12 protein-coding genes and 1 pseudogene are annotated in these 17,111 nt (G+C 63.7%); 7 read left to right on the top strand and 6 right to left on the bottom strand.

All coding sequences use genetic code 11. The annotated features are described in order from the left end of the window. Both RA24_RS21525 and RA24_RS21520 read right to left on the bottom strand, forming a co-directional pair. Positions 1 to 767: pseudogene (locus tag RA24_RS21525) on the bottom strand (response regulator); the annotation flags it as partial. Between the two features lie 17 nt (positions 768 to 784). After that, complete coding sequence (locus tag RA24_RS21520) at positions 785 to 1,681, bottom strand: PhnD/SsuA/transferrin family substrate-binding protein (protein WP_019294479.1); 897 nt, start codon at positions 1,679 to 1,681, stop codon at positions 785 to 787. A gap of 248 nt (positions 1,682 to 1,929) precedes the next feature. On the opposite strand from RA24_RS21520, the gene RA24_RS21515 reads away from it, so the two are divergent. The 4 genes from RA24_RS21515 (at position 1,930) to RA24_RS21500 (ending at position 7,587) form a co-directional block, all read left to right on the top strand. Further along, on the top strand, positions 1,930 to 5,949 hold the full coding sequence (locus tag RA24_RS21515; protein ID WP_039194358.1) for a PEP/pyruvate-binding domain-containing protein: 4,020 nt from the start codon (positions 1,930 to 1,932) through the stop codon (positions 5,947 to 5,949). Between the two features lie 145 nt (positions 5,950 to 6,094). Beyond that, positions 6,095 to 6,331 (top strand): type II toxin-antitoxin system ParD family antitoxin, encoded by a 237-nt coding sequence (locus RA24_RS21510; RefSeq protein WP_039152324.1) that lies wholly within the window; start codon positions 6,095 to 6,097, stop codon positions 6,329 to 6,331. After that, positions 6,324 to 6,626: a type II toxin-antitoxin system RelE/ParE family toxin gene (locus RA24_RS21505; protein WP_019294475.1), complete on the top strand. Its 303-nt coding sequence runs from the start codon at positions 6,324 to 6,326 to the stop codon at positions 6,624 to 6,626. Before RA24_RS21510 ends, RA24_RS21505 begins: the two co-directional genes overlap by 8 nt. A 49-nt stretch (positions 6,627 to 6,675) precedes the next feature. Further along, entirely contained in the window at positions 6,676 to 7,587 is a 912-nt protein-coding gene (locus RA24_RS21500) for a MurR/RpiR family transcriptional regulator (protein WP_039194362.1), read from the top strand. A 299-nt stretch (positions 7,588 to 7,886) separates the two neighbouring features. On the opposite strand, the gene RA24_RS21495 is transcribed toward RA24_RS21500, so the two are convergent. The 3 genes from RA24_RS21495 to RA24_RS21485 all read right to left on the bottom strand — a co-directional run bounded on the left by RA24_RS21495 (position 7,887) and on the right by RA24_RS21485 (position 10,449). Further along, positions 7,887 to 8,321: a GFA family protein gene (locus RA24_RS21495; RefSeq protein ID WP_039194356.1), complete on the bottom strand. Its 435-nt coding sequence runs from the start codon at positions 8,319 to 8,321 to the stop codon at positions 7,887 to 7,889. A gap of 64 nt (positions 8,322 to 8,385) precedes the next feature. Continuing rightward, complete coding sequence (gene tviB / locus RA24_RS21490; RefSeq protein WP_039194353.1) at positions 8,386 to 9,660, bottom strand: Vi polysaccharide biosynthesis UDP-N-acetylglucosamine C-6 dehydrogenase TviB; 1,275 nt, start codon at positions 9,658 to 9,660, stop codon at positions 8,386 to 8,388. Positions 9,661 to 9,765: 105 nt separating this feature from the next. After that, positions 9,766 to 10,449 carry a DnaA N-terminal domain-containing protein gene (locus RA24_RS21485; protein WP_039194351.1) on the bottom strand — a complete coding sequence of 228 codons (684 nt, stop codon included), beginning with the start codon at positions 10,447 to 10,449 and terminating at the stop codon, positions 9,766 to 9,768. Positions 10,450 to 11,002: 553 nt separating this feature from the next. On the opposite strand from RA24_RS21485, the gene RA24_RS21480 reads away from it, so the two are divergent. Next, on the top strand, positions 11,003 to 12,307 hold the full coding sequence (locus RA24_RS21480; protein ID WP_019294470.1) for an AAA family ATPase: 1,305 nt from the start codon (positions 11,003 to 11,005) through the stop codon (positions 12,305 to 12,307). Beyond that, on the top strand, positions 12,304 to 13,431 hold the full coding sequence (locus RA24_RS21475; protein WP_039137993.1) for a ParB/RepB/Spo0J family partition protein: 1,128 nt from the start codon (positions 12,304 to 12,306) through the stop codon (positions 13,429 to 13,431). The genes RA24_RS21480 and RA24_RS21475 overlap by 4 nt, the downstream gene beginning before the upstream one ends. A 708-nt stretch (positions 13,432 to 14,139) precedes the next feature. Here RA24_RS21475 and RA24_RS21470 read toward each other — a convergent pair. Beyond that, entirely contained in the window at positions 14,140 to 15,180 is a 1,041-nt protein-coding gene (locus RA24_RS21470; RefSeq protein WP_039194348.1) for an OmpA family protein, read from the bottom strand. Positions 15,181 to 15,379: 199 nt separating this feature from the next. Here RA24_RS21470 and RA24_RS21465 point away from each other — a divergent pair, with 199 nt between their 5' ends. After that, positions 15,380 to 16,861 (top strand): caspase family protein, encoded by a 1,482-nt coding sequence (locus RA24_RS21465; RefSeq protein ID WP_039194345.1) that lies wholly within the window; start codon positions 15,380 to 15,382, stop codon positions 16,859 to 16,861. The last annotated feature ends 250 nt before the right edge of the window (positions 16,862 to 17,111 follow it).

Here is a 17,111-nt window from a genome sequence, read left to right as displayed (position 1 = left end):
TTCATCGGGGTGCGGATCTCATGGCTCATATTGGCAAGAAACTCTGATTTCGCCCGATTGGCGATATCTGCAGACTCCCGCGCCTGCTCCATCGCAAACTCGCGCTCGTCGCGCTCGGCAAAGGTCTCCTCCAGCACGCCGACCGAGAAATCCAGCGCCCGGAACTCGCGCGAGGCGTACCAGGGCAGCCTTTGCGCCGGGCTGCGCAGGCCGGAAATCGCGTCCGACATCCGCTTGTGGATCATCTGCAGCGGACGCAGTGCCAGCCCGTGCACCAGCAGCAGAACCAGCAGCGACAACACCAGCACCGGCACCACTGTCCAGAGGATGATCTGGCGGACCGAAGCCGCCACCAGCGCCTCGCCTTCCTGGGTCGACCATTCGACCACCATGGTGCCAAAAACCGCGCCTTCCAGCTCAATCGGGCGTTCATACATCACCCGGCCGCCTTCGGGCGGAGCACCGGCGGCTTCCGCCGACGCCAGCATCTTGCCTGCCGGGCTGCGGATCTGGATGGAGACGATCTGCGGTTTGCGGGTGACGGCCTCAATGAGGCCGGTTTCCAGCACCGGCACATCCTCGACAATGATCGATTCCAGCATCAGCCCGCTCAGCAGCGACACCGTCAGGTCCGCCTGCTCCGCCAGCTGTTCTTCCAGCCGCTGCGCCTCCTGGCGCTGCGCCAGATCGCCGACCACAAAGCCGACCGCCGAGGCCGCCAGCAAGAGCGACAGCACGATCTGGAAAAGGATGCTTGTACGTTTCATAATCTCAACGCGGCGCCCTAAAAGGCCAGGCTGCGCTCCATTGCCCGGCGGATAATGTCATAATCCTGATCGTCCCCCAGCAGGAAGCCGTTCTTCGAAATCCGGCGCACGATCTCCTCGTTTTCCGAGGACAGCATCACCTTGCGCATCGCTTCCAGCACGTTCTCCGGCATCTCCGGCGACGCCAGCCAGGGCTTGGTCACATTGTCAAAGGAGGCCAGAACCCGGATCGGAACACCCTTGGCAATCAGCTTTTTGTAGGTGCTTTCCTTCAAAGCGCCCGCAGTGTAGCGGCCCGCGCCCACGGCCTCGCCCACCAGGTCATGGCGGCCAAGATAGGCAAATTCCAGCAGATCGCCGCTGTTGATGCCGGCTTCCAGCAGATGTTCCTGCGCCAGATAGCGGCCGATGGTCGACAGCTCGTCGCCGAAGGCAAAGCTGAGCCCGGCCAGGTCCGCAACCGACTGCACCGTGCTGTCTGCATGCACCACGATCACACCCTTGAACCGCTTCTGGCCGTTCTGGGATTCCATCGCAATGATCCGGATCTCAGGGTTTTCCTTCATCACATGCACATAGGACGCCGGGCCGAACCTGGAGAAATCCACTTCGCCGCTGGCCAGCTGGCGGATGCCTTCCTCGTATTCCTTGGCGATCTTCAGCCGGATCGTCACCGGCTCTCCCAGCTCCTCGCTCATCCGTTTGGAGAGGAAGGAGAGAAAGGGCTGGTATTTTTTGACCGTTGCGGTTGGTTTATCCGCCGCATAAGTGCCGAAAACCAGATCTGTTCCGGCCAGACCGGCCGTGGGCAATATGGCCGCCATACAGGCAGCCAGAACCGCGGCGGCGGCGGCATGCCTCAGCCGTTTCCGGAAAAGCGCAATGATACCAAAGGTCCACTCAAACAGAATCACGGTTCTCGCCTCCTGAGTCGCATCGGCTCGCACGGCAGGAAGGCCGCGCTTCTTCGTTACATGGCACATGGTTAAGAATACAATGTTAACGCACCTGCAATTCTCGGAAAAATTTTGCGGTTCTTTTATTCTTCGGCCTCTATATTAACCCTTCAGTAAGGTTTTCGTAATCTTTTAGGCAAATTCGCCTTAATTTCGGAACGACACACTCAGCTGGCCCGACAGGAACCACCGTGACGCAGACCCCTATGCTCTCCAGGACCACCCGGTCCCACCGCCGCTCAGCACAAACCATTGTGCTCACGTCCCTTTTATCCGCGCTCCCGGTTGCGGCCTTTGCCATTCCCTCGCCGGAACTGGTGATCGGCTCGGTCTCTTCGCTGTCCCAGGTCCTGGCCGTGGGAATTGCCATGATTTCCGGTTTGGGCGCTGTCATTGCGGCGAAACTGGGTTTTACCCCCAAACCGGGCGCCTCACCGCGGCGCTACCCGGTCAAGCTGATCTCCGTCCTCGTTCTGGCAGCCCTTGCCCTGGCTGCAGGCAACTATTGGCAGTATTCCTCGCATGAGCAGGCTGAGCTGGCAAGACTGCAGGCCACTTTGACGCGGCCAGCGCAGTTTGACGGCACCACTATCAAGGACGCCTCGCTCAAGGAGACCAGCTTCTCCAAGCAGGAGGACCACCCGCTGGCGATGAGCACCGCAGACGCCGCCGCGGCGCTGGAGGACGGCTCCACCCTGTTCTACGACATCCGCGAAACCGGTGAGAACGCCATGGGCACCCTGCCCGGCGCCACCCATATCCGCTTCCCGGACTTCGTTGAGAGCCAGCCGGTGCAACCCGGCCAGAAGGTCGTTCTGTTCTGCCACAACGGCAACCGCTCCTCGGAAACCTGTGCCAAGCTGGCGGCGATGGGCATTGACTGCAGCTTCATCGCAGGCGGCATCGAGAAGTGGATCGTCGAGGGGCGCGAGTTCTCCGACAAGGACGTGCAATCCCTCTCAGACCTGCGCGCGATCCCGGAATACCCGGGCAAAGACGTGCTGCTCAGCACCGCCGATTTCGAGGCGCTGCTGACCACAGAGGACCTGCAGATCGTCGACACCCGCTATCCCGGCGACTTTAAAACCGGCCACTTGCCCGGTGCCATCAACATCCCGATCCGCAAGATGACCACCGCGGACCTGATGGGCCGCATTGCCGAGCTCGATCCGGACAAACCCACTATTGCCGCCTGTTATGACCGCCGCAGCTGCTTCATGAGTCAGGTGCTGGGGCTGGAGCTGTCGCAGCAGGGCATCGACTTCCGCGGCCGCTATACCCTGCCGTGGGAATACTTCGTCGCGCCGAAGCCGAAACCGCATGTGCAGGAATGGCTGGCAGGTCAGCAATCCACCCTCTGGGACAAGGCGATCTCGGCGCTGGCAGCCGCCCTTCTGTGGGTGCATGAGCGCAGCCACATCCTGCTGGGCCTGCTGGCGCTGTCCATCGTGACCCGCATCCTGGTGCTGCCGGTGGCGCTGAAATCCGAACGCGACCAGATCATCACCAACGAAACCGCGGATGAGATGAAGGCGCTGAAGGCGAAACTGGCCCATGACCCGGTGCGCAAGGCACGCGCGGTGCAGGCGTTCTACGCCGACAAGGGCCTGACCCCGATGAAGAACCTCACCGCGCTGTTGTTCCTGCCGGTGATGATGCTGGGTGTCTCCGCGGCGCAAGAAGCCAGCGCCTCGCTGCAAACCCCGTTCCTGTGGATGGCTGACCTCGGCCTGCCCGACCCGCTGTTCATCCTGCCGGTGCTGTTCTGCGCGCTCGCTGCCGTCTACCTGCTGTGGGCCGTGGCCAAGACGCCGCGCCAGAAAACCCTGTGGATGGTGCTCGGCATGCCTGCGCTCTTTGCGATGGTGTTCACCCTGACAGCCGCCGCAAACGCCTATCTCTGCTTCAGCCTGACGCTGCTGCTGGTGCAGCGCGCCTACGTGACCCGCATGCACCGCAAACTGGGCGACGCCATCGCCCTGCGCGCCCACAAACGCCGCCTCGCCAAACTGCCGCGCGGCGTGATCCCGATGGGCTACACCGAGGAACTGGAGCACGCCGGAAACAAGGCCCTGCGCCTGTCGATCCTGCGCAATGCCGGCCTGCCAGTGCCGGGCGGCGTGATCGTGCGCTCCGACGCAATCCACGACTACCGCAAAATGTCCGACGCCAAGAAAGACGCCTTTGCCGCCAAGGTCTTTGCCCTTGCAGGTGGCAAACCGGTCGCCGTGCGCTCTTCCGCCAGCAATGAGGACGGCCACGACCAGAGCTTTGCCGGTGTCTTTGAATCTGTGCTCGACGTGACCGCGGACACCATGCGCGCCGCCCTGGACGAAGTGGTGGAAAGCTTCTCCTCGGACCGCGCCGCTAGCTACTCCGGCGAGGGCGACAGCACCGATCAGGGCAACATCGTGGTGCAGGAAATGGTGCAGGCGGAATACGCCGGCGTCCTCTTCACCCAGGACCCGATGGCCCCCGGCATGGCAATGATCGAATGGGTCGAGGGCTGCGGCGAAGACCTGGTGTCCGGCCGCGTCACCCCGACCTCCCTGCGCTTTGGCCGCTACACCGGCCTGCCCGCATCCGAAGATCAGGACCAGACGCTGGACATGGCGCCGCTGCTGGCCCTTGGCAAGCAGATCGAGGACACCTTCGGCTGCCCGCAGGACGTCGAATGGGCCTATGCCAACGGCCAGTTCCAGATCGTGCAAAGCCGCGACATCACCACGCTTTCCTTGGGAACCGAGCAGGAACAGACCCGTCTGGCCGAATGGCGCGACCTCTTGGACCATTACGCGGACGCAGACCCGGATCAGACCATTCTGGAACAGGACGAAATGTCAGAGGTCCTGCCCCGCCCCACCCCGCTCTCCTTCTCGCTGATGAGCGAGCTGTGGGCGCCGGGCGGCAGCGTAGACCTGGCCTGCCGCGCCCTTGGCGTGCCCTATGGCCTGCCCGAGGGGCGCGACGGCCACCTCGTCAACCTGTTCGGCAAGACCTATGTCGATGTGGCGCTGAAACAGGGCATGACGCTCAAGCTCACCGCCGCCAAGGCCAAGCAGCTGCGCAAGCAGGCGCATCCGATGATCACCCGCTTCCGCAGCGAAGTGATGCCGGAACTGCGCAACAAGCTGGCGATCTGGCAGGCCGTGGACTACACCGCCCTGCCCCAGGACAAGCTGCTGGAGGCGATCTCCACCCTCAAGGGCATGTTCATCCGCGAGGTCTACCTGGAAGCGGAGAAGATCAACATCCTGGCAGGCTTCACCATGGGCGAGGCAGGCACGGCGGCGGCCGGCGACCCGGCCCTGCGCGCGCATCTGATGCACGCAGAGCTGCCCAACGCGCCCTCCAGCCTGCTCGCCTCCTGCACCGGCAAGGATGCCCAGTCCCGCGCCATGCAGCTGATGGGCCACCGCTCAATCTTCGATTACGAGCTGTCCTCGCCCCGCTACACCGAGGCGCCGGCGCTGCTGCACTCCCTGCTCGACAGCACGGTGGAGCCGATCGGCGCCGTTCCGGTCCCGGCCAACCTGCCGGATGAGCTGGACGATACCATCGGCATCGCCATCGCCTATCAGGATCTCAAGGAACAGGCCAAGCACGAGGCCCTGCGCGTCGTCGCCGAACTGCGCCGTGCCCTCTTGGCACTGGGCCGGACCAGCGGGCTGGAGGATCTGGTGTTCAGCCTGACCTTCGCGGAGGTTCTGGACAGCAACTGGTCCAACCCGGCCCCCCTGCGCGATCTGGCAGAGGCACGGGCAGAGAAGGAAGCCCTGCGCAAGAAATCCGCGCCCACCGACGTCACCCTGACCCTGCGCGACTGCGAGCTGCTGTCGCTCGGCGCCCAGGCCCAGGCGGGCGACGGCACCATGGGCGGCACCTGCGTTGCCGGTAGCGGCAGCGCCACCGCCCGGGTGTTCTGGATGGAGGACGACAGCTGCATCGACCCGGCCGCCTTTGCAGACTTCCAGGACGGCGACATCCTGGTCTGCCGGATGGTCAACCCGGCCTGGCTGCCGTGGGTCCAGCGCTCTGGTGCGGTGCTCAGCGAGGTCGGCGGCTGGCTCAGCCACATGGCCATCGTCGCGCGTGAAAAAGACGTGCTGATGCTGGTCGCCTGCAAGGGTCTCGACAGCCTCGCACATGGCGAGCGGATCACGGTCAGCGAAGACGGCACCATCCAGCCGCTGGAGGAAAAGGGCCTGAAAGCAGTTTCAGCCTGATCCAACCAGACAGGAACAACAAAAAGCCCGCAGCATTTGGCTGCGGGCTTTTTGCATCCGGCGGTCAATCTGCCCGCCATATCCCTTCCCCCTTGCACTTTTGGCAAAGATTGCCATATCCTGTTTCAGCGAAAGGAGCCCGCCCATGGCCACCATGAACGTCTCCCTGCCGGAGCAGATGAAAACTTGGGTCGAGGAACAGGCCCGCACCGGCACCTATGCCAATTCCAGCGACTATGTCCGCGACCTGATCCGCCGCGACCAGGCCCGCACAGCCGCGATTGCCGAACTGCAATCCGCCATCGGCGCGGGCCTTGCCAGCGGCCCGGCGGAACAGCTGACAGCCGAAGATTTCAAGGCCGCCATGCGCCGCAATGGCTGAGCTGCGCTGGCGGATCCGCCCCGCCGCCCGCGCCGACCTTGCCGCGATCTGGCGCTATGGCTTGGAAACTTGGGGCGAAACGCAGGCCGACGCCTATGCCGACAGCCTGTTTGCTCTGTTCGACTTGCTCGCGGACTTTCCCGAAATGGCCCGCGAACGGGCGGAATTCACGCCCCCTGTCCGCATCCACCCCACCGGTGCGCATCTGGTGATCTACCGCATCGAACAAAACTGCCCGGAAATCATCCGCATCCTGCACGCCCGCCAGGACCTGATGGCGTTCCTGTCGGAATAACATCCGTTCCAGCCTTGCCATTTTCCGCACATCTGATCTGATGCGGCGCATGGACCCGCATCTCGCCCCCCGGAAAACCGCCCGTCTGATCCAGCATCTGAAGGACCAGATGGAGCAACTGCCGCCCAAGCTCAAGGCGGCAGCGAAATACGTGATCGACAACCCCGGCGACTTCGGCCTCGACACCGTGCGCACCTCCGCCGAAAGGACCGGCATCAGCGCCAACGGCTTTGTCCGCCTCGCTCAGCACCTGGGCTATGACACATTCGAAGCCTTCCGCGCCCCCTTCCGCGCTGCCCTCACCACCACGCATGAGGCCGACCTCGGCCAGGACTGGCTGGACCGGATGCAGGACGAAGGCCCGGCAGCCAAGCTGCAGGCCGCCGCCGCGCGCAACCAATTGAACATCACCTCCCGCTCCCTGCGGCTGATGACAGCGGAACGGACACAGGCCATCGTGGACACGCTGCTGACGGCCCGCCGCAGCTATGTCACCGCCACCAGGTCGTCTTACGCGCTGGCCTATTACTTCCACTACGTCGGCCGCATGGCGCTGCCCTCTCTGGACCTCGTGCCCCGCCACATGGGCGCGGCGCTCGACGATCTCCTCGACATAGGCCCCGAGGACTGCCTGATCGCCGTCACCTTCGCCCCCTACTCCGCCGGCACCATCCAGGCGCTGCGGCTGGCAGGCGAACGCGGCGCATCGGTGATCCTGATCTCCGACAGCGAGGTGATCGCCCCCGGCATCCGCACCGACCATGTTCTGGCGGTGGCCGCCAACGCGCTGCACCCGTTCGGCGCCGTCGGCGGCGCCATGGCCGTGCTGGAATGCCTGCTCACCCATCTGATCGAGGCCGGCGGCGAGGACGCCCGGCGAAGGATCGAAGCCTATGACGCCCTGCGCCAGGACAGCGGCGCCTATTGGAGCGGCCCGAAACTGCCGCGGGTTGGGCGCTGATCAAAGAACCTGTCCACTGTCCGGCAACCAGCTCAAACTGGCCTTTGCCTCACGCTCGCATTCTTCTAAGCTGCCGAAATAGCCAGATATCCCGGAGCAAGCCCAATACCCGTCCCCCAGGACTCCCTCGTCCTCATCGCAAGCGGGCCACAAATTATCTACCCAATACCGATAGAGTCTGCTGCCCGCATTGAACTGAAATTCAACCCGGCAGGTTCCGTCTTCATTCTCATATGACCGGCTCACGTCCCAATTATGCAAAACCAGCTCCCTATGCTTGCGGTTCCTGTTTGAAACCCTCAGACATCGCCATCAATAAACGGATTCTGCGCCTCCCACTGGTCCCGGGTGGCCCGCTTGTGACCGCCCTCCAGCCGTACCGCGGCCATCGCCCGGTCGGCATAGATCTCTGACCTCAGCGGCCAGGCCAGCGCGTCATCAAACAGCCCCGGCATCAGGTCATAGGGGCCGCCGTCCTTGTCCACGTCCCGCATCCACAGATGCGAACCGCAGGTGCTGCAAAAGGCCCGCTCGGCAAAGGCAGAGGATTGGTACCGCGCCACCGGACCCTCCACGGTCACTGCCTCGGCATCAGCCTCGAAACACAAGAACAGCCCGCCGCTCCAGCGCTGGCACATGCGGCAATGGCAGGCCCCGGGATGCGGATCATGCGCCCCCTCAACACGGATTTTTACAGCACCGCACAGGCAGCGGCCTTCCAGAACATCACTCATAGCCGGACTCCTTGCTGACACCGCCAGGATACAGCAAATCAAGCGTCGGCGGGAGTTTCCCGAGCTAGAGCCGCAAATCCGCCTCGTCCGGCGCCAGAACATATTTCAGGTCATAGAGCAGCGCACCTTCGGACCCCAAGGCCCGGATTGCCTGTGCGCCCATCGCGCGGAACTCGGAATGCGCCACCGCCAGAACCACCCCGGCATAGGCCCCCTGCCCCGGCTCGGCGACCAGCGGAATGCCGTATTCCTCCTGCGCCTCTGCCGGGTCCGCATGGGGATCGAACACATCCACCACCGCGCCGTACTCCTCCAGGCTGCGGACGACATCAATCACCCGCGTGTTGCGCAGGTCCGGGCAGTTTTCCTTGAACGTCAGCCCCATCACCAGCACCCGCGCACCCGCCACCGGCAGGCCGCGCTTCAGCATCGCCTTGACCATCTCACCCGCCACATAGGCGCCCATGCCGTCGTTCAGGCGGCGGCCCGCCAGCAGGATCTCCGGGTGGTAGCCCAGCTGCTCCGCCTTATGCGTCAGGTAATAGGGGTCCACGCCGATGCAGTGCCCGCCCACCAGACCGGGTCGGAACGGCAGGAAATTCCACTTGGTGCCAGCCGCTTCCAGCACGGCCTGAGTATCAATGCCCATCCTGTTGAAGATCTTGGCCAGCTCATTCACCAGCGCGATGTTGATGTCCCGCTGGCTGTTTTCGATCACCTTGGCGGCCTCCGCCACCCGGATGCTTGCGGCCTTGTGGGTGCCTGCCGTCACCACCTCGCGGTACAGCGCATCCACCCGTTCCGCCACCTCAGACGTGGAGCCTGAGGTCACCTTCACCACATCCTTCAGCCGCCGCTTCTTGTCGCCGGGGTTGATCCGCTCCGGGCTGTAGCCGGCAAAGAAATCCGCGTTGAATTTCAGACCCGACCGCGCCTCCAGCACCGGCACGCAATCTTCCTCAGTCGCGCCGGGATAGACGGTGGATTCATAGATCACCAGATCACCGGGTTTCAGCACGCTGCCCACAATGGCCGAGGCCGCCAGCAGCGGCCCCAGGTCCGGGCGGTGGCTGGCATCCACCGGCGTCGGAACGGTGACGATGTAGATGGAGCAGTCCGCAATCTCCGCCGGGTCCGAGGTAAAGCGCAGGAATTCCGCTGCCGCCAGCTCCTCCGGCTCCAGCTCCCGCGTGCGGTCCGCGCCTTTGCGCAGTTCGGCAATGCGGGAGGGATCAATATCGAACCCCATAACCGCCCGGTGCTGCCCGAACGCCGCCGCCAGCGGCAGCCCGACATAGCCGAGGCCAATGACACAGATCTTGTCTTGCGCGCCGCTCATGTCCGGCTGCTCCTTGTTCCGCGGGGCTGGTTACGCCAAGCCCCCTGCCCGCCCACATAATGCCTTGGCCCCAAGGGGTTCAACCGCAGGCGTGCGGTTTCGGCCTCACGCCTCCACAACAATCGCGGAGACGCCGCTGTCCACATCCCGGCAGGCCGCCAGCAGCCGCGGCATCAGATGGGACATCACGTAGTTCGCATGGAACCGGCTCGGCGCCTTCAGCACCAGCCGCCCCCCTGCCCGGCCCGCGCGCTCCAGCCCCTGCACCCAGGAGGCATAATTCGCCGGATCCTCTGCATGCAGCACCGCCTTGGCGAGGCTCCACTCATGGCCGTCCGACACATCCGGCGCAGGCGGCACCGCACCGGGGCGCAAGGGCACAACATTCGGCGCAGGCTCATCCGCGCCCTGCATCCGGTGCGCAAAATCCGGCCCCACCGCATCCCATCGCTCCTGGGTGTCGGCCAGCAGCCGCTCCAGATCAATCCCGTATTCCGTGACCCGCCCGCGCGCACCCTGGCGTTTCACCACCAGCCAGCCCCAGCCGCGCAGCTTCGCCATCTCGCGCTTCACCGTGCGCTCGTCGACATCCCACAGCCGGGCAATCTCGCGCTGCCCCACGGCCAGCTCATCGCGCTGCCAGTTGTAGCGGGCCGTCATCAATGTCATGAAACGCAGAACCAGCTTCTGCGCCCCCTTGCCCTGGCCAAGCGCATAAGCCCCCATCGCCGTGAGGATGTCATACTTCAATGCAGAGGCGTTGCGCCCCGCAGGCCGTTTGGCAAGCATTGCTGCCCCCGTTTCTCCCTCCCTGCCCTCCTGGGCCGGGATATGCTGCCTCAAGTGCTCCCGGGGTTTTTGCCGGGAATTGCGCTGGCCGGTTTGCCCTGAACTCAACGCTATTTGTTTGTTGTACCTGATTTGCGTCCGGAATTCCGATTCTGTCAAGCGCTGGCGGGAATTGAATTCAAACCCAATCCCTTTTTCGAAAGAAAAATTGGTATCTATGGTATTGGGTGACACCTTGAATGTCCCCTATTCGCGCCAAAATGTCCCCCAATCTGCTGTATTCCGGTCCGGGGTGTCCCCCTAAATCTGGCGTCTGAACCCCAGAAAAACCCAATGAAACGAATCGCTTGGCGCCAGCCTCCCGAATCGCCCCTGCCCTTATTTCACTGGGCCTTTTGCAGATGTGTCCCCGCGGGGACAGGACGCTCTTCCCAACCATATTTGCTTTTGCGTTTTTTGCAAATTCGGCGTAAATGGATATTGAGGCTGAATTAGCGTCCTGCAGAAATGGACGCTTTCAAAAAACAACACCGTGTGAGGCTAAGGAGCAGCGATGTTTACGCACGAAGACCTGTCCAAGATGCAGGCCCAATCCCTGAAGATGCAAAGCTGGATCCGCCAGCAGACCTTCTCCCCCGAAATGGAAAAGACCCTGCGCCGGTTCTCCTCCTGGGAAGTGGCAGAGCTGATCTTCCGCGTCAACCAGTCGACCCTGCGGGGACGGCTCGCCACCGACCCCTCCCTGCCGCAGGGCCATGTGGAGGAGGACGGCCGCCAGCGCTGGTATTCGCTGGAGGAGATCAACGAGCTGCGCCGCCGCATCAAGATCAACCGGCAGTCCCTGCTGCCCAAGCGCCCCGCGGGGAAACGGGCGCTGCGGGTGGCAATCTCCAACTTCAAGGGCGGGGCGGGCAAATCCACCGTGGCCCTGCATTTCGCCCATGCCGCGGCGCTGGACGGCTACCGGGTGCTCTGCGTCGACTTCGACCCGCAGGCCACCCTGTCCCACTCCATGGGTCTCAGCGACGTCACCGAGGATTACACCGTCTGGGGCATTATGGCCCGCGACCTGGTGCGCGAGACCACGCGGATGAACGCCTCGCTGCAGGGCGCCGAGTCCGGCACCGCCCTGCCCCAGCGCCAGCTGCCCGAGGCGATCACCGGCATGGGGCTGCAGGACCTGCGGGTCAGCGATTTCGTCAAGCCCACCAGCTGGCCGACCATCGACATCATCCCCTCTTGCGCCAATGCGGCGTTTGTGGAATTCGCCTCCGCCCAGTACCGGCACCTGAACCCGGAGTGGTCGTTCTTCGCGGCCGTGTCCCGCTACCTCGACCAGCTGCCGTCTGAGGATTACGACCTGATGATCTTCGACTGCCCGCCCGCCATCGGCTACCAGTCGATGAACGCGGTCTTTGCCGCCGACATGCTCTATATCCCCTCCGGCCCCGGTTACTGGGAATATGACTCCACCACCTCCTTCATCGGCCAGCTGTCCGAGGCGCTGGAGGATTTGTCGGCATTTAACGGCGTTGTCCCCGCGGGGACATTTGCCTTGCCCAAGGTTTTTCAGGACGTCCGCTTCCTTCTGACCCGTTACGAAAGCGGTAACGATTTGCACCGTGCGATGCGTTCGGCATTTATGAAGGTTTTTGAGGGTAGGATGACGGAGCACCCGATCGAGATGACCCGCGCAGTCGAACAATCGGGCCGCTTCTTAAGTTCCATCTACGAAATCGATTACCGGGACATGACACGCGAAACCTGGCGCCGTGCGCGGGCGTCGTTTGATCAGGCCTATGACGAGTTCAAGGCCTACGCGCTGGAAGCCTGGGAAAAACTGGAGGATGAGGCATGAGTAAACGCAGAGTCTTCGACATCGACTTCCCGACTGAACCAAACCAACCCTCTGAAACAAAAACTGCCCCCGCGCAGACTGCCGTCCAGAAGCCGGACCAGCGGATGCGCAAACCGTCTGAACCGCGCCGCGGGCCGATGGCCACCGCGATCTCCGAGAACGCAGATGCGTTGCGCAGCCGGGCAGAGGCGGAGCAGAAAATCCGCGATGAAAACGACCGGCTGGCGCATGAGTTTGTGCGGCTGAAGAAGCTGGGGCTGGTGGTCGACCGGATCCCGATCGGCATGATTTGCACCAAGAAACTGATCCGCGACCGCAAGGAGGAGCGCGATCCGGACCTGGAGGAGCTGAAAGCGTCGATCAAGGCGGTGGGGCTCTCGAACCCGATCCGGGTCGAGCCATTGGAGAACGGCCAGTATGAGCTGATCCAGGGCTACCGCCGGATGAAGGCCTATTGGGAGCTGCTGAACGAAACCGATGATCACTCCTACGCGCATATCCCCGCGGGTTTGGTGGCCAATGGCGACACGCTGCAGACCCTCTACCGCCGGATGGTGGACGAGAACCTGGTGCGCCGCGACATCTCCTTTGCCGAGATGGCTCAGCTGGCACTGCGCTATGCCGAGGACACCCAGACCGGCGCAGAGACCATCGAGGATGCGGTCAATGACCTCTACGCCTCCGCCGGCCGCCAGAAGCGGATCTATATCCGCCATTTCGCCCAGGTGCTGAAGGCGGTGGGCGAACATCTGAAGTTCGCCGAATCGATTCCCCGGGCGCTGGGTCTGGAGCTGAAAAAGCGGCTGGAAGCGGACGCGATGAACGCTCAGGTGTTGCGTGACACGCTGGCGCGGGTGCAGCCCGCAACGGAGGAAGCGGAGCTGGAAGTGTTGCGCAGCTTTGCCGAAGGCAAGCGCAAGAACGCGCCGCGCGCCGCTTCTGCACCGCGTCCCGGTGTTGCCAAGACCACCCTGCGCTGCACTGTCCCCGCGGGGACAGTCCGGTGCCAGGCCCGCGACGGCAAGATTGAAATGGCGATGGAACGCGACTTCTCGGAGATCGACCGGCACAAGCTGGAAGGCGCGATTGCTGCGTTCTTTGCGGCCCTCGAAGAAGACAGCTGACACGCCTGTCCCCGCGGGGACAGCATCGGAAAATGACGGAGGCCCGGCAGAAATGCCGGGCCTTTTTTGTTGTCCGGTGGCGGCGCGGAACGGGGTTTCAGCAGGTGTCCCCGCGGGGACAGGCAGGTCTGATGGGCGGGACGAAGGGATAGATTCAGTGCCTAATCCGCTTGTTTGAGCCTGTTTTCATGATGTGTCCCCGCGGGGACAAGTGTCTGGATACCGGTTGCGGTGGGCGGAAACGCCCACCCTACGATGACGCCATACCCGTCTGGTTGACCGTTTGGGCCTAGCAACCCGCAGCTGGTTCATGGGCGCTCCGCCTGCCGCAGCGTGTCAGGCGGGTAACCTGTCCCCGCGGGGACAGGCGGGTGAAACCTGATTGCTCCGCCCGGGATTTGCGTTTTGTCCCCGCGGGGACAACGCCGGACAGGGTCAGAAAGGCGAGGCTGGCCGCTGCTGAAACCGCTTGCGGTTTTCTTGGAGAGGTTGTTGGCAGCGGGTGGAAACGCCTGCCTTTCTGTGTGGCGGAGCCGCCGTAGAGTGGGGCATTTTACCCCCTCTGTATTCGTTGATAAGCCAGTCTGTCCCCGCGGGGACAGATGCGCAAAACACCTGCGGGATGCAGTGCGGGTCAAAAGAAAGACCCGGCCTGAGGGCCGGGTCCTGCAGGTTTTCAAGTGCTGTCCCCGCGGGGACAGCAGTGGTTCAGTTCAGAACCTTGAACTCGATCCGCCGGTTCCTGGCGCGGTTCTGCACCGTGTCGTTGGGCACCAGCGGTGTGGTTTCGCCGTAGCCGACAGCGACCAGGCGCTCTGCCGGGATGCCCATTTGCTGAAGGTACTGGTTCACCGCCGCGGCGCGTTTCTCGCTCAGCGTCATGTTCCAGGCCGCCTTGCCCTGGCTATCGGTGTGGCCGCCGACCTCAACCACCATGCCGGGGCAGCGGCGGATGATGTCCGACAGGCTGTTGAGGAAGTCGCGCGAGTTGGCATCGAGCCGGGCAGTGGAGGGCGCGAAGTTGACGCTGCGGCCCTGCGACAGGATTTCAAACCGGCCGGTGCAGGCCTCGCGGCTGAAATCGCCGCTGGCTTCCAGCGCGGCAGAGGCGCCTGCGGTGACTGTCCCCGCGGGGACAGCGGCCGTGGCTGTACCGGTGCGGTCAAACATCAGGTCCATGCTGACAAGCCCCACCGGGGTGATGGTGACGCCTGCTGCTTCCTCCAGTTTTTCCTTCCCTGCAATCAGGTTGAAGTCTTCCAGCTTGAGGATCACCGGCTGCACGGTGGCGACGGCAACCCGGTTTTCACCCAGCAGTGTTACCGCTACCGGGATGATCAGATCGGCGGTGACGCCATGCAGCGACAGGGTGACGGGCAGGTCGATCTGTTTTCGCTGCACTGCGGCGAGATCAGCGATCTGGTCCGGGGCGATCCGGGCTGTGATCACGGCCTCAGGGTAGGTGAAGGTTTCAAAGAACAGGAACCGCATCCGCACGTTGCGCAGGTCGATGGAGGTGTCGACAGAGTCCAGAGCGATGTGGATCTTGGCCTCCCCGGCCTCGGAGATGCTGCCGGAGAAGGCGGCGAAGCGGCTGGATTCCGCAATGCTGCCTTTTTTGATCGATATGAATCGGATGGCGGAGGATTCGGGCGTCAGCTGCCAGCCGCCCTCGAACGGGCCGGCGGCCAGTGCCGGACGGATGAGAAGCAGGAAAATTGTTATGATTGAAAGAGTTAAGCGGTACATGCGGGTCCATCCGGGTTTCTGGAAGTGAGGTCCCGGCCTGCGGGCCAGGGCAGAAATGATGCGCCCAGACTAACCGCAGAGTTGCTGCCGGGCGCAAGGGACGCGATAGTTTGGTAACCAAATACCCTTAAGAATTGGGAAGCAGCCCTGCGCGGACGGATGCCGGGGCGGGAAGTGGAGCAGACAGGTGCAAGTTTTGATGATCCGGGTCCGGCTGATGCTGCTGGCAGTTGCGGCGGCCTGCTGGGGCGCGATGGCGCTGGCTGAGGAGCGGCTGGCGCTGGTGATCGGCAATTCCAGCTATGGCGCGGTCTCAGCGCTGGACAATCCGGTGCGCGATGCGCGGCTGATGGCAGAGGTGCTGGAGGGGCTGGGCTTTGACGTGACCCTGGCGGCGGATGCCAAGCAGATCGAGATGAAGCGCGCGATTGCCCAGTTCGGCCGCAAGCTGCGCAGCGCCGGCGAGGATGCGACGGGGCTGTTCTATTACGCCGGCCACGGGGTGCAGAGCTTTGGCAGCAACTACCTGCTGCCGGTTGATGTGGCGCTGGCGGATGCGGCGGATCTGGACCTTATGGCGATTGAGGCGCAGTCGGTTCTGCGGCAGATGGCCTCGGCCAGGAACCGCACCAATATCGTGATCCTGGACGCCTGCCGCAACAACCCGTTTGAGGCGGTGGCAGACCTGAATGCAAGCGGCCTTGCGGAGATGAAGGCGCCGACCGGAACCTTCCTGGCCTATGCCACCGCACCGGGCGATGTGGCGCTGGACGGGGAGGGGGCAAACAGCCCGTTCACCGAGGCGCTGGCGCGTGAAATCACGGTGCCGGGGGCGCCGGTCGAGCAGGTGTTCAAGCAGGTGCGCCGGGCGGTGCTGGAGCAGAGCGGCGGCAGGCAGACACCTTGGGACACGTCCTCATTGGTGAGTGACTTCACCTTTGCGGCGGCGGCGCCGGAGCCAGTGGTAAGCGCGGCGGAAATGGAAGAGGCGCAGGTCTGGGCTTCGGTCAAGGCGTCGCGGGATGCGATGCAGATCATGCTGTTCCTGCGCGGCTATGGCGATGGCCGCTATGCTGATGAGGCGCGGACACTGCTGGCGGAGCTGGTGCAGGAGGAGCTGCAAACAGGTGGGGCGGCGGTTGCAGAGGCGCCCGCGGACCCGGTGCAGGACGCGGAGACGGCAATGTACCAGGCGGCGCAGGGGGATGGCAGCAAGGCGGCTTATGAGGCTTACCTGATGGCTTACCCTGAGGGGCAGTTCGCTGAAATGGCCGCGGCTGAGGTTGCGGCGCTGGCGGCAGGCACCGGGCAGGACCCTGCGGCGGGCGGTGACGCGCCGGCTGTGGTGCCGGAGGTGGAGCAGGAGGCGGTGCAATTGGCAGAGGCTGGGCCTGTGACCTATGCAAGCCCGCTGCACACGGGTGTTGCGGAGATTTCCGGGCTGACGCTGGCGGAGGTGGTGACCCGCTCGCCGTCGTTTCCACCCGTCGAAGGCCTGCCGGACAGCTACTGGAAGGATCAGTCCTGCAGTGCCTGCCACCAGTGGACGCGGGAGCGGCTGTGCACCCAAGGCAACACGTATCTGAGCCTCAACATGCAGCGGTCGCTGGGCAAGCAGCACCCGTTCGGCGGCGCTTTGAAACAAGTGCTGAAGAGCTGGGCGGCTGGCGGCTGCCAGTAGGTATTCGGGTTTCGATCCAGTAGGGCAGGGGGGCTCCCGCCCGTTCCGGTGCATTTGAAAATGCACCCTTCCGGTTGGGTGTGGCGCTGTGCTGCGCACAGCGCGGCGGCTGAAAGGGCAGGCGGGGTGCCGGGTGGAAGCCGGGTTTCCATTTGCTGAGAGGCGCTTAAGGGCAGGTTTGCCCTTAAGGCGCCATGTCCATGGTGTTCCGCCCTTTTCCGCCTCAAGGGTGAACCGCGCGTGCCGCGCG

The organism is Leisingera sp. ANG-M6, from assembly GCF_000813905.1.
Taxonomy (GTDB): domain Bacteria; phylum Pseudomonadota; class Alphaproteobacteria; order Rhodobacterales; family Rhodobacteraceae; genus Leisingera.
Note: the sequence above shows the minus strand (reverse complement) of the source record. Positions and strands in the feature narration are given on the sequence as shown.